This is a genomic window from Bordetella genomosp. 4 (assembly GCF_002261185.1).
Lineage (GTDB): Bacteria > Pseudomonadota > Gammaproteobacteria > Burkholderiales > Burkholderiaceae_B > Bordetella_A.
On the sequence record NZ_NEVQ01000013.1, the window covers coordinates 850,211 to 871,145 of the forward strand.

19 protein-coding genes and 3 tRNA genes are annotated in these 20,935 nt (G+C 60.3%); 14 read left to right on the forward strand and 8 right to left on the reverse strand.

Translation table 11 applies throughout. The annotated features are described in order from the left end of the window. Nucleotide 1: 1 nt before the first annotated feature. Both CAL20_RS14120 and CAL20_RS14125 read right to left on the reverse strand, forming a co-directional pair. Nucleotides 2-829, reverse strand: a complete 828-nt coding sequence (locus CAL20_RS14120) for an energy transducer TonB (RefSeq protein ID WP_094821760.1) — start codon at nt 827-829, stop codon at nt 2-4. A gap of 293 nt (nt 830-1,122) precedes the next feature. Beyond that, nucleotides 1,123-1,410 (reverse strand): SelT/SelW/SelH family protein, encoded by a 288-nt coding sequence (locus tag CAL20_RS14125; RefSeq protein ID WP_094821761.1) that lies wholly within the window; start codon nt 1,408-1,410, stop codon nt 1,123-1,125. 247 nt (nt 1,411-1,657) lie between these two features. On the opposite strand from CAL20_RS14125, the gene CAL20_RS14130 reads away from it, so the two are divergent. From CAL20_RS14130 to CAL20_RS14165, 8 genes are all read left to right on the forward strand, one after another. Beyond that, nucleotides 1,658-2,884 (forward strand): ATP-binding protein, encoded by a 1,227-nt coding sequence (locus tag CAL20_RS14130; RefSeq protein ID WP_094838159.1) that lies wholly within the window; start codon nt 1,658-1,660, stop codon nt 2,882-2,884. Further along, on the forward strand, nt 2,881-3,432 hold the full coding sequence (locus CAL20_RS14135) for a response regulator transcription factor (protein WP_094821763.1): 552 nt from the start codon (nt 2,881-2,883) through the stop codon (nt 3,430-3,432). Before CAL20_RS14130 ends, CAL20_RS14135 begins: the two co-directional genes overlap by 4 nt. Nucleotides 3,433-3,770: 338 nt before the next feature. Then, on the forward strand, nt 3,771-4,679 hold the full coding sequence (gene cyoA / locus CAL20_RS14140) for a ubiquinol oxidase subunit II (protein ID WP_094821764.1): 909 nt from the start codon (nt 3,771-3,773) through the stop codon (nt 4,677-4,679). Next, the gene (gene cyoB, locus CAL20_RS14145; protein ID WP_094821765.1) at nt 4,679-6,655 is read left to right on the forward strand and encodes a cytochrome o ubiquinol oxidase subunit I; all 1,977 of its coding nucleotides are present in this window, start codon (nt 4,679-4,681) and stop codon (nt 6,653-6,655) included. Before cyoA ends, cyoB begins: the two co-directional genes overlap by 1 nt. A 3-nt stretch (nt 6,656-6,658) precedes the next feature. Next, nucleotides 6,659-7,285 carry a cytochrome o ubiquinol oxidase subunit III gene (gene cyoC, locus CAL20_RS14150; protein ID WP_094838160.1) on the forward strand — a complete coding sequence of 209 codons (627 nt, stop codon included), beginning with the start codon at nt 6,659-6,661 and terminating at the stop codon, nt 7,283-7,285. Continuing rightward, the gene (cyoD, locus tag CAL20_RS14155; protein WP_094821767.1) at nt 7,285-7,659 is read left to right on the forward strand and encodes a cytochrome o ubiquinol oxidase subunit IV; all 375 of its coding nucleotides are present in this window, start codon (nt 7,285-7,287) and stop codon (nt 7,657-7,659) included. The genes cyoC and cyoD overlap by 1 nt, the downstream gene beginning before the upstream one ends. A 115-nt stretch (nt 7,660-7,774) precedes the next feature. Next, nucleotides 7,775-7,850: transfer RNA gene (locus CAL20_RS14160), tRNA-Val, on the forward strand. Nucleotides 7,851-7,887: 37 nt separating this feature from the next. Then, on the forward strand, nt 7,888-8,130 hold the full coding sequence (locus CAL20_RS14165) for a hypothetical protein (RefSeq protein ID WP_094838161.1): 243 nt from the start codon (nt 7,888-7,890) through the stop codon (nt 8,128-8,130). On the opposite strand, the gene CAL20_RS14170 is transcribed toward CAL20_RS14165, so the two are convergent. From CAL20_RS14170 to rnr, 4 genes are all read right to left on the reverse strand, one after another. Further along, complete coding sequence (locus CAL20_RS14170; RefSeq protein ID WP_003812968.1) at nt 8,127-8,399, reverse strand: HU family DNA-binding protein; 273 nt, start codon at nt 8,397-8,399, stop codon at nt 8,127-8,129. The two genes, CAL20_RS14165 and CAL20_RS14170, sit on opposite strands and share 4 nt — an antisense overlap. 367 nt (nt 8,400-8,766) lie before the next feature. Then, nucleotides 8,767-10,008 (reverse strand): cystathionine gamma-synthase family protein, encoded by a 1,242-nt coding sequence (locus CAL20_RS14175; protein WP_094822112.1) that lies wholly within the window; start codon nt 10,006-10,008, stop codon nt 8,767-8,769. Nucleotides 10,009-10,134: 126 nt separating this feature from the next. Beyond that, nucleotides 10,135-10,872, reverse strand: a complete 738-nt coding sequence (rlmB, locus tag CAL20_RS14180) for a 23S rRNA (guanosine(2251)-2'-O)-methyltransferase RlmB (protein ID WP_094821769.1) — start codon at nt 10,870-10,872, stop codon at nt 10,135-10,137. A gap of 233 nt (nt 10,873-11,105) precedes the next feature. Continuing rightward, nucleotides 11,106-13,583: a ribonuclease R gene (gene rnr, locus CAL20_RS14185; RefSeq protein ID WP_094838162.1), complete on the reverse strand. Its 2,478-nt coding sequence runs from the start codon at nt 13,581-13,583 to the stop codon at nt 11,106-11,108. Nucleotides 13,584-13,754: 171 nt separating this feature from the next. Between rnr and CAL20_RS14190 the strand changes: the two genes are divergently transcribed. Continuing rightward, nucleotides 13,755-13,839 (forward strand) — tRNA-Leu (locus tag CAL20_RS14190). Between the two features lie 41 nt (nt 13,840-13,880). Here CAL20_RS14190 and CAL20_RS14195 read toward each other — a convergent pair. After that, entirely contained in the window at nt 13,881-14,693 is an 813-nt protein-coding gene (locus tag CAL20_RS14195) for a tRNA-uridine aminocarboxypropyltransferase (RefSeq protein WP_256981552.1), read from the reverse strand. A gap of 194 nt (nt 14,694-14,887) precedes the next feature. Here CAL20_RS14195 and CAL20_RS14200 point away from each other — a divergent pair. After that, a tRNA-Leu gene (locus tag CAL20_RS14200) sits at nt 14,888-14,972 on the forward strand. A 76-nt stretch (nt 14,973-15,048) separates the two neighbouring features. Here the strand turns inward: CAL20_RS14200 and CAL20_RS14205 are convergent. Beyond that, on the reverse strand, nt 15,049-15,489 hold the full coding sequence (locus tag CAL20_RS14205; protein WP_094838164.1) for a GNAT family N-acetyltransferase: 441 nt from the start codon (nt 15,487-15,489) through the stop codon (nt 15,049-15,051). 107 nt (nt 15,490-15,596) lie between these two features. On the opposite strand from CAL20_RS14205, the gene CAL20_RS14210 reads away from it, so the two are divergent. The 4 genes from CAL20_RS14210 (at nt 15,597) to egtD (ending at nt 20,905) form a co-directional block, all read left to right on the forward strand. Beyond that, nucleotides 15,597-16,538 (forward strand): AEC family transporter, encoded by a 942-nt coding sequence (locus CAL20_RS14210; RefSeq protein ID WP_094838165.1) that lies wholly within the window; start codon nt 15,597-15,599, stop codon nt 16,536-16,538. 105 nt (nt 16,539-16,643) lie between these two features. After that, nucleotides 16,644-17,924: an arsenic transporter gene (locus CAL20_RS14215; RefSeq protein WP_094838166.1), complete on the forward strand. Its 1,281-nt coding sequence runs from the start codon at nt 16,644-16,646 to the stop codon at nt 17,922-17,924. Between the two features lie 78 nt (nt 17,925-18,002). After that, nucleotides 18,003-19,709, forward strand: coding sequence for an FMN-binding glutamate synthase family protein (locus CAL20_RS14220; protein ID WP_094838167.1), 1,707 nt, complete (start codon nt 18,003-18,005; stop codon nt 19,707-19,709). A 236-nt stretch (nt 19,710-19,945) separates the two neighbouring features. After that, nucleotides 19,946-20,905 carry an L-histidine N(alpha)-methyltransferase gene (gene egtD / locus CAL20_RS14225; RefSeq protein WP_256981554.1) on the forward strand — a complete coding sequence of 320 codons (960 nt, stop codon included), beginning with the start codon at nt 19,946-19,948 and terminating at the stop codon, nt 20,903-20,905. The last annotated feature ends 30 nt before the right edge of the window (nt 20,906-20,935 follow it).

Consider the following 20,935-nt stretch of genomic DNA (forward strand, 5'->3'; position numbering starts at 1 on the left):
CTCAGTTCCTTAGTACGAAATCGAACGGTAATTTGGCCTTGGCGGGATACGGCACGCCATTGCGCATCAGAGGTTTAAAGCGTGCTTTACGCGCCGCTGCCAGAGCAGACTCGTCTAAACGATCAAAGCCCGAGCTTTTATCCACCGTTGCCTTTTCCACGACACCGATGGTGTTGATCTCGACCAAGATCACGACCCGCCCTTCTTCACGAAAGCGTTTGGACATCGTCGGGTAGTTCGGCATCGGACGACGCCCTGCATACTCGACGCTGGACACCAGAATCGGCTCATCCGGCGGCGGCCCCTGCACCGGAGCCTGCGTCACCTTGGCTCCTTCGGGCGTACCGGTAGGCGGGGCCTCGGACGGCGGCGTAGGCTTGGGCGGCGTTGGTTTTTCGACCGGTTTTTCGACCTTGGGTTTAGGTTTGGGCTTAGGCTTCGGTTTAGGTTTCGGCTTGGGAGCAGGCTCCACAGGCTTTTCGATGACCGGCTCGGGCTCGGGCTCGGGCTCGACCACGGGCTCAGGCTCTGGCTCCGGCTCAATCTCCGGTTCCGGCTCGGGCGGCGGCGGTTCCACCTCGGGCTCTGGCGGCGGTTCCGGTTGCGGCTCAACCGTGGGTTCGGCCTTTGCAATTTCAGGCACCGGCGCTTCAATGACGCTGACCATCACCGCTTCGGGTTCCAGCAGTTCGGGCGGAGTTTCGTCGGGCATCCAGTAAATCGCTCCGACTACCGCCAAATGCACTGCCAGCACCGTGAGACCGGCGCCTATACGCAAAGCAGCAGAGGATTGTGGACCAGAAGACCAACCGTGTTGAAGACGAGGCATGAATCAGCCAAAAAACGTCGAAGTGTCGTCCGGCCACGCAACCGGCACCACGCCGGAAACGCCAGAACCGGCAAATTCCAAGTCCGACATGATATCTTAAATGCGAATGATTCGCACACGCTTCTATGCAAAAAGCAGCGCTCCAGCCAGAGGGCCGGGCTCAGCGGCAAATAGCCAGTGCACACCACCAGCACCATCACCATCACAAACGGTGAAATGCTCCTGTACCGGTGCCCGCTACCGCTCTGCCCTATAGCAAGCAACCGCTCCACGCCCGGGGCGCACCGCTATTTCTACCGATCGATATGCCCCAAATCCCTCTGGGGATCGAGGCGGTCGCGTACACGTTGTTTCAATATTTTGGCGTCCGGGAACCCTCCGTCCACCGTGCGGTCCCAGATGAGGTCGCCATCGTAATGAATACGGAAAACACCGCCGGTGCCTGGCACCAAGGCCACCGATCCCAGATCGGTGCCGAACGTAGACAGCAGTTCCTGCGCCATCCACCCCGCCCGTAATAGCCACTGGCACTGCGTGCAATACGTGATCGTTATTTGAGGATGATTTGATTCGACAGTCATGAAACACTCCGGGCCAGACTCTACGGCAATCCCACTCGATGCCACAGCCGCCAGTATGCTTGCGCCAGCAAGTGGCCGGCAACCGTCCCTCATTGCAGCGCAGCAGTGCGCATCGAATCGCAATACAATAGGGTCTGCTTGCCTATCCCAGGGCGTCGCCCCTGCTTTGCCCCATCACTGCAGGTCCTTGCCTCTCCAGAGCCCCCGCGCCTGGCGTTCGCGCCTACGCTTGGCCCTGAATTTTGTTATGCCTGGTAGTTCCGCCAATTCGTTCCTGCGCTCTCTATGCACACTACGTTGGCTGGCCATCGCTGGCCAGGCCACGACGGTGCTCGTCGCCAGCGAATTGCTGGATCTGGAACTCCCCCTGGTTGCCCTCTGGAGCGGTATCGGCATTCTGGTGGCATTCAACCTGTATGCCACGCTGCGAGTGCTGCACAGCCGCGGCGAGATCTCCCCCGCTGTCGCCTTCGCCCACCTGCTCGTCGACATCATCGTCCTGGGCTGGATGGTGGGTTGGAGCGGCGGCATCCATAACCCTTTCGGGCTGATGTTCCTGATCCTGATCGCGCTGGCCGCCCTGGCGTTGCCGCGCAGTTGGGCCTTGGCCGCAGCGATGGCTTGCCTGATCGGCTATCTCGTTTCGGGCCTGTTGGGACGGCCGCTAGAGGGTCACCATAATCCTTACGCACTCATCGTCTCGGGCATTGCCGCCAGCTTCCTGATCTCGGCCATGGTGGTTCTGTATTTTTCCACGCGCCTGGCGGCCGATCTGCGCAGCCGGGAACGCGAGCTGGCAGCGTTGCGCGAGCGTTTCACCCGCAATGAGGGCATCGTCGCGCTGGCCACCCATGCCGCCGCCATGGCGCACGAGCTCAATACGCCGTTGGCCACCATGACCTTGTTGGCCGACGAGATCGCCGCCGAAGTCGACACGGATGATCTGCGCGCCGACGCCGAGCTGCTCGGCCAACTGCTGGCGCTGTGCCGCGAGCGCATCCGCAATCTGGCCGTCCCCACCGAGGTCGATCTCGTGCGCGAAGTCAGCCAATGGCGTCTTGTGCGCCCGACTATCGACTTGCACCGAACGGGCGAGCTGCCCGCTGCGCTACGGGTGGAGCCCTCGATTTCGCATCTGATACAAGCTCTACTCAATAATGCCGCCGATGCCGGCGAAACCGCGGGTAATTCGCGGGTCGACCTGCATCTGGAGTATCGCGACGGCGCCCTCGAAGGCGAGGTGCGCGATCACGGCCACGGCTTCGATCCCGACCATTCGCTGCTGCCCGCCACCAGCTTATTCAATAGCGAAAAACCGGGCGGACTCGGCGTCGGGCTGGCCCTGTCGCATGCCACCGTAGAACAGCTCGGCGGCGACATGACGATGGCCCCCGCCGAGGGCGGCGGCACCCGCATCCGTTTTCACTTGCCTCTGACGCCACTCGCGACGCGTGGCACCGGAACTCAACTATGAATGCCTCTGATGTCGGCCTATTGATCGACGACGATGAACTCTATGTGCGCACCTTGCAGCGCAGCCTGACGCGGCACCACCTGGACACCCGCGTCGCCACCAGCATTGCCGAGGCCTTGCGCGTGGCCGAAGAAACCCTGCCCGCTTTCGCGCTGGTCGATCTGCGCCTGGGCGAGGACTCCGGGCTCACGCTGATCCGGCCGCTGCGCGCCTTGCGTCCCGACATGCGCATTTTGCTGGTCACCGGCTACGCCAGCGTGGCGACTGCGGTCGAGGCCATCAAGCGCGGCGCGGACGATTACCTGCCCAAGCCCGCCACCGCCCCGATGATCTTGCGCGCCCTGGGTCTGGTAAAGGCCGAATCGGCCGCCATCGAAACCACCATGACGCCTCTGCACCGCCTGGAATGGGAACACATCCAGCAGGCACTGCACGAGTGCAGCGGCAATGTATCTGCCGCCGCCCGGCTGCTGGGCATGCATCGTCGCTCGTTGCAACGCAAGCTCGCCAAAAAGCCCGGCCCCGAGCGGGATCTCGTCCTGGATTGATTTTTCTAGATACCTTTCAGCCGCATCAGTTGGCAGCTCACGCGGCCGCAGCATCCCCTCCGTCAATTCACCCCCATTCAACGGATCGGATCGGATTCGGCGCCACCCCTAAATTTCGATGCGACACATTGTCGCACCCCTGCTGCTTCGCACAAATACCTTGTCCCAATGGCGTTACTGCCGTTTACAATGCCCGCGCTTTTCCCGCGATGCGACCTTTCGTCGCAGGTTTGCGCCGCAACAAACGGCTAGCATTGCGGCTTCACCGCATCTTTGCGTCCTAACAAGACGCGTTGTGCATTCTTGCCGGCTTCGGCAATTAACCCTCAAGGTTGTACGTGAAACACCCCCACTTCACCACCGTCGGGCGCACGCTCGGTATTGGTGCGCTCATGCTGCTCAGCGGCTGCACAATGGAAGTGCTGTCGCCCAAGGGAGACATCGGCGCCCAGGAAAAAACGCTGCTTCTCACCTCTTTGGGGCTCATGCTCCTCATCGTGGTGCCTGTCATCATCATGACGCTGTATTTCGCCTGGAAATACCGAGCGAGCAATGCCAAAGCGGTGTACATGCCGCGCTGGTCGCACTCGACGCGTATCGAAGTGGTCGTCTGGACCATCCCCTGCATCATCGTGGCGATTCTGGGCGTGTTGACCTACAAGTCGACGCACGCGCTGGACCCCTACAAACCCATCGAGTCCTCGGTAAAGCCGATCAACATCGACGTCGTGTCGCTGGATTGGAAATGGCTGTTCATCTACCCCGACTACGACATTGCGACTGTCAACCAGATTGCGTTCCCGGTCGATACGCCCGTGAATTTCCGCATCACCTCGTCGTCGTTGATGAACTCGTTCTTCATTCCGCAATTGGGTAGCCAGATCTACTCGATGGCCGGCATGGAAACCAAGCTCCATCTGATCGCCCGCGAGGCTGGCGACTACGCCGGCATCTCGGCCAACTACAGCGGCGCCGGCTTCTCCGGCATGCGTTTCCGCGCCATCGCGACCAGCAACGAGGGATTCCAGGACTGGATCAACAAAGCCAAGGCCGCCAACAACCCGTTGACGCCCGAGTCGTATCAAGCCCTGGTTCAGCCCAGCGAACATAACCCTGTCACGTACTACTCCAGCGCACCGACGGGCATGTTCGACAACATCATGCACAACACGATGAGCAAGATAGCTGGCCTGGATCCGGCTAGCTGCACGCCCACGTCGAAGAATTTGATCGCAGGAAACAACTGATGTTCGGCAAACTCACACTAGAGGCCATTCCTTTTCACGAGCCCATCGTCATGGTGACGATGGCTGCCGTGATACTGGGCGGCGTTGCGCTATTGGGCGCGATTACCTATTTCGGTAAATGGAAGTACCTGTGGACCGAATGGTTCACCAGCGTCGATCACAAACGCATTGGTGTCATGTACATCATCGTTGCGCTGATCATGCTCTTGCGCGGCTTTGCCGACGCCATCATGATGCGTGGCCAGCAGGCTGTCGCAGCTGCCGACGCAGTCGGATTCCTTCCTCCCCACCATTACGACCAGATCTTCACGGCTCACGGCGTCATCATGATTTTCTTCATGGCGATGCCCTTCATCACAGGCCTGATGAACGTCGTCGTGCCGCTGCAAATCGGTGCGCGCGACGTGGCCTACCCGTTCCTGAACTCGCTGAGCTTCTGGCTGTTCTGTGTCGGTGTCGTGCTGATGATGCTGTCGCTGTTCGTGGGCGAATTCGCCGCGACTGGCTGGCTGGCTTATCCGCCGCTCTCGGGCCTGGAGGGCAGCCCCGGCGTCGGGGTCGACTACTATATCTGGGCGCTCCAGATATCGGGGGTAGGCACCACGCTGAGCGGCATCAACTTCATCGTCACCATCCTGCGTATGCGTACGCCGGGCATGACGCTCATGAAAATGCCGGTCTTCACCTGGACCGCGCTGGTGACCAACATCCTGATCGTGGCCGCCTTCCCGGTACTGGCCGGTACGTTGGCCCTGCTGTCGGCTGACCGCTATCTGGACATGCATTTCTTCACGAACGATCTCGGCGGCAACGTCATGATGTACGTGAACCTGATCTGGATCTGGGGCCACCCCGAGGTTTACATCCTGATCCTGCCGTGCTTTGGCGCGTTCTCGGAAATCATCGCCACCTACTCGAAAAAGCCTCTGTTTGGCTACAAGTCCATGGTTTACGCCACGGCCGCCATCGGTGTGCTCTCGTTCATGGTGTGGCTGCACCACTTCTTCACCATGGGCGCCGGGGCCAACGTCAACACGTTCTTCGGTATCGCCACGATGATCATTTCGGTCCCGACCGGGGTCAAGATTTTCAACTGGCTGTTCACGATGTACCGCGGCCGCGTCGAAATGACCACCCCTGTGCTCTGGACGATCGGCTTCATGGTCACCTTCGTGATCGGCGGCATGACCGGCGTGCTGATGGCCATCCCCGGCGTGTCGTTCGTGTTGCACAACAGCTTGTTCCTGATTGCTCACTTCCACAACGTGATCATCGGTGGCGTGGTGTTCGGTTGTATCGCCGCCATGACCTACTGGTTCCCCAAGGCCTTTGGCTTCAAGCTCAATGAGCGTCTGGGCAAATACTCGTTCTGGTGCTGGTTCATCGGCTTCTACCTGGCTTTCATGCCCCTGTACATCCTGGGCCTGAAAGGCATGACGCGCCGTATCAACCACTACGACGACCCGACCTGGCAGCCTTATCTGATCGTAGCCTTCATCGGCGCCTGCTTCGTGGCCGCTGGCATTGGCTTCATCCTGCTGCAGATCTTCGTCAGCATCCGCGACCGCAAGAAAAACCTGGACACCACCGGTGATCCCTGGGGCGGCCGCACGCTGGAATGGTCGATCGCTTCGCCGGCACCGTTCTACAACTTTGCCCACCTGCCCAAGGTCGACCATCTGGATCAACACTGGGAAGACAAGGAAAACGGCACGGCCTATGCCCGTCCGGCCCGATACGAAGACATCCATATGCCACGCAATACTGGTGCGGGCGTGTTCATCGGTCTCTTTGGCCTGGTAATGACCTTCGCCCTGGTCTGGCACATCTGGTGGCTGGCCATCGTGGGCTTCGTCGGCATGATCGGCTCGTTCATCGTGCGCGCCTATGACCGCGACGTGGACTACTACGTGCCCGCAAAAGAAGTCGAGCGCATCGACTCCGCCCATCTTGCTTCTATTCAAAAGGCCGTCTGAGTCATGACTCACGCTGCAACACACCTCCCCCACGGGTCCGGCGCTCACGCCGGACACCATGACGAGCATCACGACGATGGATCCAAGACCGTAGTCGGATTCTGGATCTATCTGATGAGCGATTTGCTCATCTTCGCCGTCCTGTTCGCCACGTTCGCCGTACTATCCAACGCCACCGCCGGTGGCCCCACCGGCAAAGAGCTGTTCGAACTGCCGTTCGTACTGGTCGAAACCATGCTGCTGCTGATCAGCAGCTTCACCTTCGGCATAGCCATGCTGAACATGCACGCCGGCAACAAAGGCCGCGTGATCGGCTGGCTCATGGTGACGTTCCTGTTCGGCGCAGGCTTTATCGGAATGGAAATCTATGAGTTCCATCACCTGATCCACATCGGCGCTGGTCCTGATCGCAGCGCCTTCCTGTCGGCATTCTTTACGCTGGTCGGCACCCACGGGCTGCACGTCACGTTCGGCCTGATCTGGATCATCATCATGATCGACATGGTTCGCCGCCACGGCCTGGACTCGATCAACAAACGTCGTCTGGCGTGCCTGAGCCTGTTCTGGCACTTCCTGGACATCGTCTGGATCTGCGTCTTTACCTTCATCTACCTCATGGGAGCGATCTAATGTCGCACCACACGACCTCTACTGCAGGCCATGGTCACGGTGATCACGGCCACGACAGCGCCGATCACGGCTCGCTGAAGTCCTACATCGTAGGCTTCATCCTGTCCATTATCCTGACCCTGGGCTCGTTCGGTCTGCTCATGGTCGAAGGCGTCCCGCGCGGCATCATCCTGCCCGGCATCATCGTGCTGTGTGTGGCACAGTTGCTGGTGCAATTGGTGTTCTTCCTGCACATGGGCACCTCGAAGTCCCAGCGCGACAATCTGTCGGCTTTCATCTTCGCCGTGTTCGTGATCGCGATCATCGTGGTAGGCTCGATCTGGGTGCTGCACAACATGAACGCCAACATGATGCACCCGATGCCCGGCATGTAATGCCCGTCAATGTCATGCATCATGATCAACGCCGTACTGCATTTGCCGAACTCGTTTTGCTCCGGTATACTGCCGTCCTCGTTGAACGTGATGCACGACATCACGCAGCACTCGGGGGTGCTTAGCTCAGTTGGTAGAGCGGCGCCCTTACAAGGCGTAGGTCACAGGTTCGACCCCTGTAGCACCCACCAGTCCCCCGAATAAAACACCCAGCCACGGTGGCTGGATGTGAAAAAAGGCACCGGATTATTCCAGGTGCCTTTTTTGTTGCCGGGCCGCCCCAAGACAAAAAACGCCCTCTCGGGGGGCAGCAAGCCGAAGGCGCAGCGTGGGAGCTTTTTTATTTGCCGGGCTGCCCTGCCCCGTCCACAAACACAAAAGCCCTTGAATATTCAGCGCAGCGCGCTGCTTCCAAGGGCTTTCGTGTTTTGCGGCGATGTTGCTCGCCGCGCGATCGCGACCGTCGATTAGTTGACGGCATCCTTCAGGGCTTTGCCCGGACGGAATTTCGGCACTTTGGCCTTTTTGATCTTGATGGTCTCGCCAGTGCGAGGGTTACGGCCCGTGCGAGCAGCGCGCGCCGACACAGCAAACGTGCCAAAGCCAACCAACGTCACTGTGCCGCCCTTTTTGAGCGTGGTTTTTACGGCACCGATCAGGGCATCAAGCGAACGGCCGGCGGCAGCTTTGGAGATATCGGCCTTGCTGGCGATATGATCGATGAGTTCGGTTTTGTTCATTCAGGTTTACCCCTCAAGGTGTTGGTTCTGTCGGATGCGCGCCGACACCGGGAACAAGCAAGGTGCCAGCAAACGGAGGTAGATATGCTTCTCGGGCACTGCGCATATCCCAGTGCCCTGCCAAACGCAACGGCAAAATTGCTACGTCGCGGATGTCTTTCGCACCAGAGAAAGTGCTAAGACATCAGCGACGCAGGAACATATTAGGCCCCTCGTTGTGGCGACGTCAAGGGGAAAGACTCCGCTGTAAGCCGCGTGGATACTGGCTTCCAGGTGTTTTCGTAATATGCACCCAATCTGCGCGCATTTCCGCAACAATCCCGCAAGACGCTGCAAATCCATGATGCGCCGGTCGGGTACATCAGCCTCAACCCATGCAAGCCTGCAAAGCCTGATCAAAATCGTGCAGCAGATCCGCCTGATCCTCGATCCCGACGGACACCCGGATCAGACTGTCCGCAATACCCATCTGGGCACGACGCTCCGGACCCATTTCATAATAAATCGTATGCGCGGCCGGCAGCGCCAGACTGCGAGTATCACCCAAATGGGTAGCATTGAGCACGATCTGCAAGTGATTCAGGAAATCAAAGCAATCGATTCCGTCGGCCAGCTCTATGCCCAATAGCCCGCCGAATCGGCCGCCAAACAATGCCGCTGCACGCTCATGCTGCGGGTGCGTAGGCAAGCCGGGGTAATGCACCTTTGTCACGCCGGGATGGGCGTCGAGCATTTGCGCCAAGGCCAACGCATTGCTGCAATGCGCCGCCATACGCAACGCCAAGGTCTCGGCGCCGATGGCGATGCGATGCGCGGAATCAGCCGACAGCGTGCCGCCCATATCGCGCAGGCCCTTCTTTTTGACCTGCAACAGCCCCCAGCCGGTGGACGGCCCTTTACGGTAGCTGTCATAGATGTTGGGATAGCTTGCCCAGTCGTAGAGGCCCGTGTCCGTGATCGCCCCGCCGAGCGCGTCGCCATGGCCGCTGATGTATTTGGACAGCGAGTTCATCACCAGTGATGCGCCGGCCGAACGGCCTTGGAACAGCCAGGGCGAGGTCAAGGTATTGTCGATCACATAAACAAGATTACGCTCGCGGCACAGTTCGCCGATACCCGCCAGATCTGCCAACTGGGTGCCCGGATTGGCAATCGTCTCGGTAAACACCATACGCGTATTGGGCTGCAAGGCCGCACGCACCTGATCCAGATCGGTAGGATCCACGTAGGTAACCTCGACCCCCAACTCAATCAAGGTGCCCAACAGACTGTTCGTGTTGCCGAACACATACTGGCTGGACAACAGATGATCGCCCTTGCGCAACAAAGTCGAAAACACCGCCGCCAGCGAAGCCATCCCCGTTGCGAACGAGACCGTTGCTGCGCCGCCTTCCATTTGGGTGATTTTCGCTTCCAGCGCAGTCGTCGTCGGCGTGCCTTGGCGGCCATACGTAAAGCCTGCCTTGCCCTGAAACACCGCCGCCAGTTCGCGCGCATCGGCGTAGGCGAACTCGGACGAGGTATGGATAGGCTTATGCACAGCGCCGTGCTCGACGGACAGGCGACGATCAGAATGAAGAATCGTAGTAGTAAAGCCGTTCTTATGCATGATGAATGACTGAGAAAAGTAAATGGCGGATGACGGCACGCGGGACCGGGCTCGAATCAATTGGGCCCGCGGGGGAGCAAGGGACCGGGAATGCTTGATAGTCTCCTTGCGCGTTACGATGGAAGTTTACGCCTGCCGCTGCCGTACGGACTCGTACAAACACACGGCGCTAGCCACACTGACGTTCAGGCTCTCGACAGAGCCCAGCATCGGAATCGTCACCAATTGATCGCAGGTCTCGCGCGTCAGGCGGCGCATCCCCTCGCCTTCGGCCCCCATCACCCACGCCATGGACCGGCGAGCGTCGACAGCGTGGAGGCTTTCGCTCGCCTGATCGTCCGTGCCAACCACCCAGACATCACGCTCTTTCAACGCGCGCAAGGTCCGCGCCAGATTCGTCACCGTGATGTAAGGCACCGTATCCGCCGCACCGCACGCCACGCGCTGCACCGTGCTATTGAGCCCGACCGCGCGATCCCGCGGCGCGATCACCGCGTGCACGCCTGCCGCATCGGCCGTGCGCAGACATGCGCCAAGATTGTGCGGATCAGTCACCCCGTCCAACACCAACAACAGCGCGGGACCTTCGATGGTATCCAAGACCTCGTCGACATCCACCGCCAAGAGCCGTTCCTCGGCCAGCGCAACCACACCCTGGTGGCGCGTCCCGCGCGCCAGACCATCCAGCCGCTCCATTGTCACCGGATGCACGCGCCGCCCCGCGCGTTCGGCTTGCTCGATAAGCCCTTGCATGCGTTTGTCGCGGCGCGAGGCCTCGACGTAGATCTCTTTGACGGACTCCGGTGCGTGCCGCAGTCGCGCCACCACCGCATGAAACCCCGCCAGGACTTGGGCTGACGCCATGAATATTCACCTTATATGCGTAAAGAAAAGCCGGCGCCAATGCACCCGCCCGCCGAGCCGGATGCCCATGCATCCCCCGGCGCAACCGTCATGTTACTGCGTGGCCCGCCAGCGTGCGCAACTGGCCGGCCAACGAGGCCTCGCGAGTCCGCGAGGCCGTGGCGCATCACATGCATACGGAGAGATAGATGCTGCCGGCGCGCAGGCCCCACGAACGGGGCCTACGGCACAGCTCAACGACGCCCGCGCGCCGGTGCCTTTTTGACGGCGGAACGCTTTTTCGCCGGCGCAGCGGGTTTGGCCTCTTTTTTCGCCTGAGCGCGCCGCTGCTTGGCGGTCTGCCCTTTCAAGGCCGCAGGCTTGGGGGCCGCCGCCTTTTTGATTTTGCGCGGCTCGTCCGGATTACGCGAAGCGGCCTTGCGCAATGCATCAAAGCTCGTGCCCTTGACCAGGCGGAACTCGATACGGCGCGCCTCCAGGTCAACGCGCGAGACCTGGACCTGGACCTTGTCCGTCAAACGATATCGCAGGCCCGTACGCTCGCCCCGCAGCTCGTGCAACGCTTCGTTGAACTGGAAATACTCGCCGCCCAGCTCGGACACGTGCACCAGCCCCTCAACGTGCAGCGTGTCCAGCGTGACGAATATGCCGAAGCTAGCAACACCCGTCACTGTGCCGCTGAAGTCCTCGCCCACGCGCTCTTTGACGAACCAGCACTTGAGCCACGCCTCGACATCGCGCGAGGCCTCATCGGCACGGCGTTCGCTGGCAGACAACAGCAAGCCCAGCTTTTCCCAGGTGGCGTGTTCGTGCTCGCGTTGAGTCCGCCCTATGACCAGCGGCTGGTCTTCCAGACCCGGCACATAGCGCTTGCCTGCCAGCAGCGCCTTGATAACGCGATGCGTCAACAAGTCGGGATAACGTCTGATCGGCGACGTAAAGTGGCTATAACCCGGATACGCCAACCCAAAATGGCCGACATTATCCGGACTGTAAATCGCCTGCTGCATCGATCGCAGACACATGGTCTGCAACAGCTGAAAGTCAGGACGGCCGCGCACCGAATCCAGAAACTCGCCGTAGTCCTTGGCCGTCGGCGCATCGCCCCCGCCCAGTGACAGGCCCATCGTGCGCAGGAACTCACGCAACGATGTCAGACGCTCGGGCGTCGGGCCCTCGTGGATCCGATACAGGCCCGGATGCTTGCTGCGAGTCATGAAATCTGCCGCGCAGGTATTGGCGGCCAGCATGCATTCCTCGATGAGCTTGTGGGCGTCGTTACGCACCAACCCCACGATCTGTTCGATGCGCCCCAGTTCGTTGCAGACGATCTTGGTTTCGACGGTATCGAAATCGATAGCGCCGCGCTTTTTCCGCTGCTGTACCAGCAACAGGTACAACTCGTGCAGATGGCGCACGTGCGGCATCACCGCGCTCAGGCTGTTGGCAACCGGGCCGCCAGGCTGCTGCAGAGCCTCCCAGATCTGGGTATAGGTCGTGCGCGCATGGGAATGGATGACGGCGTTGTAAAACTGATAGGCCGAAATCGTACCTGCCTTGGCGCCCGTCGCAGGGATCACCATATCGCAGACCAACACCAATCGGTCCACGTTCGGATTCAGCGAACACAAGCCGTTGGACAACGACTCGGGCAACATGGGAATGACTCGGCGCGGGAAATACACACTGGTGCCGCGCTCGAGCGCATCATCGTCCAACGCGTCGTTGGGCGTCACATAGTGGCTGACATCGGCAATCGCCACCAGCAAACGCCAACCGGGACGCTTGCGCTGGCCGGTGCCCAGTTCGACTGGTTCACAGTACACGGCATCGTCAAAATCCCGCGCATCCTCGCCGTCGATGGTGATCAGCGGCACGTCGCGCAAATCGAACCGATCTTTCAGGTCGGACTTGCGCACCACGTCCGGCAAACGTGCAGCCTGCTTGGCGGCTGCCTCGGAAAAGTCCACCGGCACGTCGAACTTGCGCACCGCGATCTCGATTTCCATGCCGGGATCGTCAATCTCGCCCAGCACTTCGAATACGCGGCCCAGCGGCTGCGTATGGCGCGTGGGCTGCTCCATGATCTCTACCGACACGACCTGCCCGTGCTGAGCGCCGTTGGTATCGCCAGGCGGGATCAGGATGTCGTGCTTGATGCGCTGGTCTTCCGGCACCACAATCGACAGACCATGCTCATGCAGGAAACGCCCCACCAGCTTATTAGTGCGGCGTTCGATGACCTCGACGATCACGCCTTCGGGCTTGCCCCGGTACTCGCCCGACGGCTTGACCAGCACACGGTCGCCGTGCAGGACCTTGAGCATTTCGCGCGGCGACAAAAACAGATCCTGCCCGCCATCGTCGCGCAACAAGAACCCGAAGCCGTCGCGGTGCCCTTGCACTTTGCCCGCCACGAAATCGAGCTTGGTGGCCAGCAGCAACACGCCTTTGCGATTGGGCATGAGCTGACCGTCGCGCTCCATGGCATTCAGGCGGCGCTCGAATCCCACCAGCGTGGCCGGCCGTTCGACGCCCATGCGTTCGGCCAGCTCCGTCGGCGACAGGGGTGCCCCGGCCGAGCGCAGCGCCTTGAGAATGGTCTCTCGGCTCGGCACATCGGGATCAAAGTCTGGAGGGGTTTCGGGCAAGACGGATCCGGATCTGCCGTTGTTATTGTTATTGGAGTCTTTATTCGATCGTTTTGCCAAAGTTTAAAATCCTGTATATAATCTTTTGCTTCTGTGGTCTGCCCTAGGCTGATCACTGTAGCAAAAACCAAGCGGTGATTTAAAGTTTAAAACACTAATTGGCCTGGGAACTGCTGATACGTCTCTATTTCTTCGAAGCGTATCACACAAACCCGTAGATTTTTGCACAGTGCCCAGGTGGCGGAATTGGTAGACGCGCATGGTTCAGGTCCATGTGCCGCAAGGTGTGGAGGTTCGAGTCCTCTCCTGGGCACCACGGAATTCAGACGATTCGATCGTCGCATGCCCCCGGCAGCCTTATGGTTCCCGGGGGTTTGTTTTTGTGCGCTCCCGACGGCTGCCCACCCGCCTCACGTGATGCCGCTCATAACGCTCGGCCCCCATGGCGGCGATCTGCGCAGCGACCAAGGCCTCGAACGGCGCCAACAATGCTGCAAACGATTGCGGCGCCTCTAATACATCCAGCGCGGCGGCAATCGCCTCAATGGTGGACAGGGCCGTCGCCTCTCCGGCATAACGCACCCGGTATCGCGTCGTCATGCCGTCTGGCAAGGTCACTCGTGGCAACGCCGCCAGATCGGAATGCGTCGCCAGCAAATGGCGCGCGTGCCGCCAGGTTCCATCAGGCACCACCAATAAAAGAGGCCGCGCCGCTGCGCCGAGGCGAGAGCCCGGTCCAATGGGCTCTACGGCGGCAGCGTGCGCATCAACGATTCCCACATCGACAGCCGCATCTGGAGTTGCTGTACCTCCAGCTGCCGTCTCGACCTCGCCCCCCAGGACAGCAACCCCTCGAACCAAGACCCGCGCGCCCTCACCCGGAAACAGCAAGCAGGGTTCGTACTCCCCCGCGCTCCAAAGCGCCGCATCAAACTGCCGCCCCACATGCAGCGCCGCGTTACGCAAGCCCAACACCGCCAACCGGGCGGTATTCAGCGCATGGCGGGATTCATCCGGATGCTGCAGCACCAGCACACGCGTACGGCTATCCAAAGAGGGAATCAGCGCGCACAAACAATGCGTCAGCGGCCGCCGACAACGCTCGCACTTGGGCCGCTTATTCGCCGACGCATCGTCCGCGCCGCCGCCTGCATATCCGTTCCCGCCAATTTCATTCACCGCCATCAAAATCGATACCCTCGCCTGACTTCCAGGCTGAACCCATGACCACGCAGGCCCTGTCCGTTAAGGGCGGCAATTTTCACATTATTTTGCCGCCCCATTTGCACACTTCAAAAAAAGTGTGCATAATGCGCGTCCTCTGATGTTCAAACGCACTGACAACAGTGTGCCAGAACAACAGCGCCCAGGTGGCGGAATTGGTAGACGCGCATGGTTCAGGTCCATGTGCCGCAAGGTGTGGAGGTTCGAGTCCTCTCCTGGGCACCAATTACTACACTGCGACTTACCTTCGCGGTGCGCCGAAAAAACCCCGATTGCTTAACCGCATCGGGGTTTTTCTTTTTCAGTTGCCCAGAGCGCGGGTCATGGCAACGTGCGCGATACCTGCCTCAATGAATTCCTCGCCGTCGGCGGTAAAGCCGTGTGCCTCATAAAACCCACGGGCATGAGTCTGTGCGTGCAACAGCAGCATCCGATGCCCATCGCCGTGCCCTTGGGTAATCAGGGCGTCCAGCACCTGGCTGCCCACTCCCGTCCCTCGGGCCGACTTGCGCACCGCCATCCGGCCTATGTGCCCATCAGGCAACAAACGGCCCGTCGCGACCGGCACATTGTCAGGCCCGTAGGCCACGGCATGCACAGACAAGGGATCATCGTCGTCCAACTCGACCTCGACCGGCACTGCCTGCTCGACCACAAAGACCTCGTGGCGAACGAGATACGCATCATCACGCAGACGGTCCCAGGTTCCCAAGACGATACGGACAGGAAGGGGTTTAGGCATGACGTTCTCCTGCGTTGCTCATAAAACAGATACCCGGCGTACACACCGCCGCATGGCTAATGATAAAGCCACAGTAGAATGTCCGCTCTTTCCTTCCGCCCTGCACCATGGACGCCGTTGTCACCGCCGCTTTGCCGGTATTCGCCCTCATCCTGACAGGCTGGCTGGCGGCCCGCTGCGGCGTACTCGGCCCGGCAGCAACCGACGCGCTCAATCGCTACGTCGCCTACCTGTCGCTGCCCGCGCTGCTGTTTCGCGCCATGGCTCAGGCCGACTTGAGTCTCATGTCCTGGCATTTCGTGGTGTCGGTGGCTGGTGGCATCGCCATTACCTTTGCAATCACTTGTTTGGTCTCGCGCCGGCATGACGTCCGCCTGACCGATCTCAGCATCCACGGCCTGGCTGCCTCATACGCCAACGCCGGGTATATGGGCATCCCGTTATGCCTGGCATTGCTGGGGCCAGCCAGTCTGGCGCCCGCCATCATCTGCACCCTGATGACGGCCTGCGTCCTGTTTGGCGTTGCCATTGCCTTGATCGAATTTGATCAACACCGCGACCGCAGGCTGGGAACCACACTGTTGAAAGTCGCCCGCGCGCTGATCCGTAATCCCCTGCTGATTTCCCCTCTGGCCGGGCTGGCCTGGTCCTTATCGGGCCTGACGCTGCCCCTGGGCATTGATCGCTATGTCGAATTATTGGGCGCATCGGCCAGCCCCTGCGCATTAGTGACGATCGGTCTGTTCCTGGCCCAGGCAAGGCCCGGCGGCGAGCGCGACTCGGTCGGCAAACTCGTCGCCGGCAAGCTGCTGCTGCAGCCCGCCGCGACGGCTATTTTTGTCTTTTGGGCCTTTCCCGTGCCGCCACTATGGGCCTGGAGCGCGGTACTCATGAGCGCCCTGCCCATAGGAACCGGGCCCTTCATGCTGGCTCAACTCTACGGCCGCGACGCCCGGGCGACTTCGCGCGCGATCTTGCTGTCGACCATACTATCCGTGATCACCGTTTCATTATTGGTGGCGTGGATCAGCAAACAAGCTCTGTATTAAGGCACTCCAGCATGCATAGAACGCATCGCCTCATCACCTAAAGCATCACACGCACCCCCACACCGCGTTTTCCTGATAATTCGCCCTTCTGATCACCCGCTCATCATGTTGCTGCCCGCCATCATTTTCATTGCCACGCTGATCCTGGTCATCTGGCAGCCTCGAGGCCTGAACATCGGCTGGAGCGCCTCAGCAGGCGCCGTGGTCGCGCTGCTGACGGGCGTCGTTCAACCGAACGACGTGGTCGCCGTCTGGCACATCGTGTGGAACGCAACAGCCACCTTTATCGCCATCATCATCACCAGCATCATCCTCGATGCCGCGGGTTTCTTTAAATGGGCTGCACTGCATGTCGCCCGCTGGGGCGGCGGGCGCGGCCACTGGCTGTTTGCGTTGATCGTGCTGCTGGGCGCTGCCGTCTCTGCGTTATTTGCCAACGACGGCGCCGCCCTGATCCTGACCCCCATCGTCATGGAAATGCTGCTGGCATTGGGTTTTGGATTGGGCGCGACACTGGCCTTTGTCATGGCGGCAGGCTTTATCGCCGACACGGCCAGCACCCCTCTTGTCGTGTCGAATCTGGTCAATATCGTATCGGCCGACTTTTTCGGCATCGGCTTCGGTCAATATGCATCGGTCATGGTGCCGGTCAACTTTGCAGCTGTCGCGGCATCGCTGGCGATCTTGTTCCTCTATTTCCGCAAACAGATTCCGGCGCGCTACAACGTCGCGCAAATCCCGCCTCCGCAGTCGGCCATCCGCGACCACATCACCTTTCGCGTCGGCATGGCGGTCCTGGTATTGCTGCTGACAGGATTTTTCATCCTGGAGCCGCTGGGCATCCCCGTCAGCGCCATCGCCGCGGTTGGCGCGCTGGTACTGCTATTAGTCGCCGGCCAACAACACATTGTCGGCACACGGCGCGTCATGCGCGAAGCGCCCTGGCATATCGTGGTGTTCTCGCTCGGCATGTACCTGGTGGTCTACGGACTGCGCAACGCAGGCCTGACGGCCTACCTGACGCAATTGCTGGAGGTCTTCGGCCACTATGGCATCTGGGCCGCCTCGCTGGGTACAGGCCTGGTCACCGCCTTTCTGGCCTCGGTATTGAACAACCTGCCCGCCGTGCTGGTAGGCGCACTGGCGATTGCCGACACAACGGCGACCGGCGTGATTCGCGACGCTATGATCTACGCCAACGTCATCGGCACCGACCTGGGCCCCAAAATCACCCCGATCGGCAGCCTGGCCACCCTGCTCTGGCTGCACGTCCTGGCCCGCAAGGGCTTGCGTATCACCTGGGGTTATTACTTCAAAGTCGGTATTGTCCTGACGCTGCCGGTGCTGCTGGTCACCTTGATGGCGCTGGCTTTACGCCTGCAATAGTCATTGGTGACAATGCACTAGCCGACAGCCAACCATCCCTGCTATGGTTGCCTACTATTCGCACGCCCGGAGCATGGCATGAGCTGGATCATTGGCAGGTACACAACATTCACCCTGGTATTGCTGGGCACCTTTGTCACGCTGGCACTGGCCCTAACGATATCCATGGCCTGGCTCTGGGCAGCTATACCGCTGGCCTTGCTGACCCTGCTGGGTATCTACGACCTGATCCAGCCCCGCCACGCCATCCGGCGCAATTATCCGGTACTGGGCAATCTGCGTTTTTTGTTCGAATTCATTCGCCCTGAAATCCGCCAGTACTTTTTAGAGGACGACACACACGCCGCGCCTTTCTCGCGCGCACAGCGATCGATCGTTTACCAGCGTGCCAAGCAGGATGTCGACAAACGGCCCTTTGGCACCCAAGAGGACGTATACGGCGACCGCTACGAATGGATCAACCATTCCTTGGTCCCCGCACAGATCAACGACCCCGACTTTCGCGTCACCGTGGGCGGTCCCGATTGCGAGCAGCCCTATTCGATGTCGGTGTTCAATATTTCGGCAATGAGCTTTGGAGCGCTGTCGGCCAACGCTGTCCTCGCTCTCAACGAAGGCGCGCGCCAAGGCAATTTCGCCCACGATACCGGCGAAGGCGGCATCAGCCGCTATCACCGTCAGCCAGGCGGCGCATTGGTATGGAACATCGGCTCGGGCTATTTTGGCTGCCGTGACGAGAACGGCGCCTTTTCCGAAGAAGCCTTTGTTCGCAACGCCTGTACGCCGCAGGTCAAGATGATCGAGATCAAGCTGTCGCAAGGCGCCAAGCCCGGCCACGGCGGCATCCTGCCCGGCGCCAAAGTCACCGCAGAAATTGCCGAAGCCCGAGGGGTAGCCATCGGTCAGGACTGCAACTCTCCGTCCAGCCACAGTGCGTTCGATTCGCCTATCGGCCTGCTGCATTTTGTGGCGCGGCTGCGCACGCTATCGGGCGGTAAACCCGTCGGATTCAAGTTCTGCATGGGCCACCCGTGGGAATGGTTCGCCATCGTCAAAGCCATGCTGGAAACTGGCATCACGCCGGATTTCATCGTCGTCGATGGCGCCGAGGGCGGCACGGGCGCGGCGCCCGTTGAGTTCGTCGATCACGTCGGCACGCCGCTGCGCGAAGCCCTGCGCATCGTGCATAACACCTTGATCGGCGTCAATCTGCGTGACCGCATCCGTCTGGGGGCCTCGGGCAAAATCATCACCGCATTTGACATGGCCCGCGTGATGGCCATGGGCGCCGACTGGTGTAACGCGGCGCGCGGCTTCATGTTCGCCGTGGGCTGCATCCAGGCACAGGCTTGCCACACAGACAAATGCCCGACCGGCGTCACCACCCAGGACCGTGTACGCCAACGCGCCCTCGTCGTCCCCGACAAGGCGCAACGCGCCGCGAATTTTCATCGCAACAGCCTGCACGCGCTCGCTGAGCTATTGCAGGCCGCCGGCCTCACGCATCCGAACCAGTTGCGTCCGCATCACATCGCCCGCCGCATCTCGCCCAGCGAGGTTCGTCTGCTGTCCGCATTATTTCCCGAGCTGGAGCCGGGCGAACTGTTGCGCGGGGAATTCCGCCACACGGTATTCAGAGTGGGTTGGTCGATGGCGCGCGCAGATTCGTTCAAGCCCGCGCACGACGTGACGGCAGCCTTGGCCGCCATACACTTGGCCCAGACCAACGCGACAACGGCCCCCGCCGCGCTCACGCCAAATGCTGCCGCACCGGCGACGCCATAATGCATGCCTGAAGCATCCTGCGCGGTATTGAGGTACTGACCACAGTACCTCAAGCCTGCACAGCCCTATCCCATTTATGAAGGGCAACGCACAACAGTGTGAAACAGCAGTAAACAAAAATGCCAATGGACGCGCCAGCGCACGCAGAGCTTGACAACGCAAAGGGGGGTTAGGCCACAATAGGCTTCGCGCAACGCAACTCTGCAAGGAACCACCACATGTTCCAGTCCAGCAGCATGCTAGCCACGGAGCCATCCGACTATGTGGCCCCCCTCTTTCACGGCCCCCCGCAAGCTATCGAAGCATTGCAGGCGGGATTGCTGGCTCGTCCAGCCCACATCGAACCGAAGTATTTATACGATGCACTGGGATCCAGTCTGTTCAGCGCGATCACGCAGTTGCCCGAGTATTACCCCACCCGATGCGAAGCTGAGATATTGCGAGACCATGCCGCAGACATCGCTCAGCACGTCGGCAAAGTCAAAGCACTGATTGATTTGGGCGCAGGCGACTGCATCAAGGCGGAAAAGCTGTTTCCGTCACTGCGTCCTGAAATGTATATCCCGATTGATATCTCGGTCGAGTATCTTCATAGCGCCGTACAGCGTTTAAAAAACACGTACCGCGACCTGAACATCGCTCCGATCGGTGACGATTTTCATCATGACCTGAGGCTGCCCGATACCATTCCACCATCGGGTCGATTGTTTTTCTATCCTGGCTCCAGCATCGGAAACCTGGACCCCGATCACGCGCTGGCACTGCTGACCCGCATCCGGACATACTGTGACGAGGGCGGCCTGCTGATAGGCGTAGACCGCGTCAAATCGCGCGACATCCTGGAGCCGGCCTACGACGACGCGCTGCATCTGACCGCCGCGTTCAATCTGAATTTATTACGCCACGTGAATCAACGGCTCGGCAGTGATTTTGATGTACAGCAATGGCAACACGTCGCGCATTACGACGAAGCCCATGCCCGGATTCAGATGCACCTGCAAGCCCAGACCGACGTGGATATTCGTTGGCCCCATGGACAGCGAGCGTTTTGCAAAGGCGAACGCATCCATACCGAGAACTCGTACAAATACACGCCAGAGGGTTTTCGCGATCTCTTGACGCGAGCTGGCTTTTCATACGTCGAACATTGGTCGGATGCGTGCGGATGGTTTTCGGTATTCAGCGCACGCGCCTGATCCTGGGCATGCCACTTGCGACAGAACAGG

Coding starts and splice junctions, on each gene's coding strand:
- CAL20_RS14120 (WP_094821760.1), bottom strand. CDS start 829: ATGCCTCGTCTTCAACACGGTTGGTCTTCTGGTCCACAATCCTCTGCT.
- CAL20_RS14125 (WP_094821761.1), bottom strand. CDS start 1,410: ATGACTGTCGAATCAAATCATCCTCAAATAACGATCACGTATTGCACG.
- CAL20_RS14130 (WP_094838159.1), top strand. CDS start 1,658: ATGCCTGGTAGTTCCGCCAATTCGTTCCTGCGCTCTCTATGCACACTA.
- CAL20_RS14135 (WP_094821763.1), top strand. CDS start 2,881: ATGAATGCCTCTGATGTCGGCCTATTGATCGACGACGATGAACTCTAT.
- cyoB (WP_094821765.1), top strand. CDS start 4,679: ATGTTCGGCAAACTCACACTAGAGGCCATTCCTTTTCACGAGCCCATC.
- cyoC (WP_094838160.1), top strand. CDS start 6,659: ATGACTCACGCTGCAACACACCTCCCCCACGGGTCCGGCGCTCACGCC.
- cyoD (WP_094821767.1), top strand. CDS start 7,285: ATGTCGCACCACACGACCTCTACTGCAGGCCATGGTCACGGTGATCAC.
- CAL20_RS14170 (WP_003812968.1), bottom strand. CDS start 8,399: ATGAACAAAACCGAACTCATCGATCATATCGCCAGCAAGGCCGATATC.
- CAL20_RS14175 (WP_094822112.1), bottom strand. CDS start 10,008: ATGCATAAGAACGGCTTTACTACTACGATTCTTCATTCTGATCGTCGC.
- rlmB (WP_094821769.1), bottom strand. CDS start 10,872: ATGGCGTCAGCCCAAGTCCTGGCGGGGTTTCATGCGGTGGTGGCGCGA.
- CAL20_RS14205 (WP_094838164.1), bottom strand. CDS start 15,489: ATGCCTAAACCCCTTCCTGTCCGTATCGTCTTGGGAACCTGGGACCGT.
- CAL20_RS14210 (WP_094838165.1), top strand. CDS start 15,597: ATGGACGCCGTTGTCACCGCCGCTTTGCCGGTATTCGCCCTCATCCTG.
- CAL20_RS14215 (WP_094838166.1), top strand. CDS start 16,644: ATGTTGCTGCCCGCCATCATTTTCATTGCCACGCTGATCCTGGTCATC.
- CAL20_RS14220 (WP_094838167.1), top strand. CDS start 18,003: ATGAGCTGGATCATTGGCAGGTACACAACATTCACCCTGGTATTGCTG.
- egtD (WP_256981554.1), top strand. CDS start 19,946: ATGCTAGCCACGGAGCCATCCGACTATGTGGCCCCCCTCTTTCACGGC.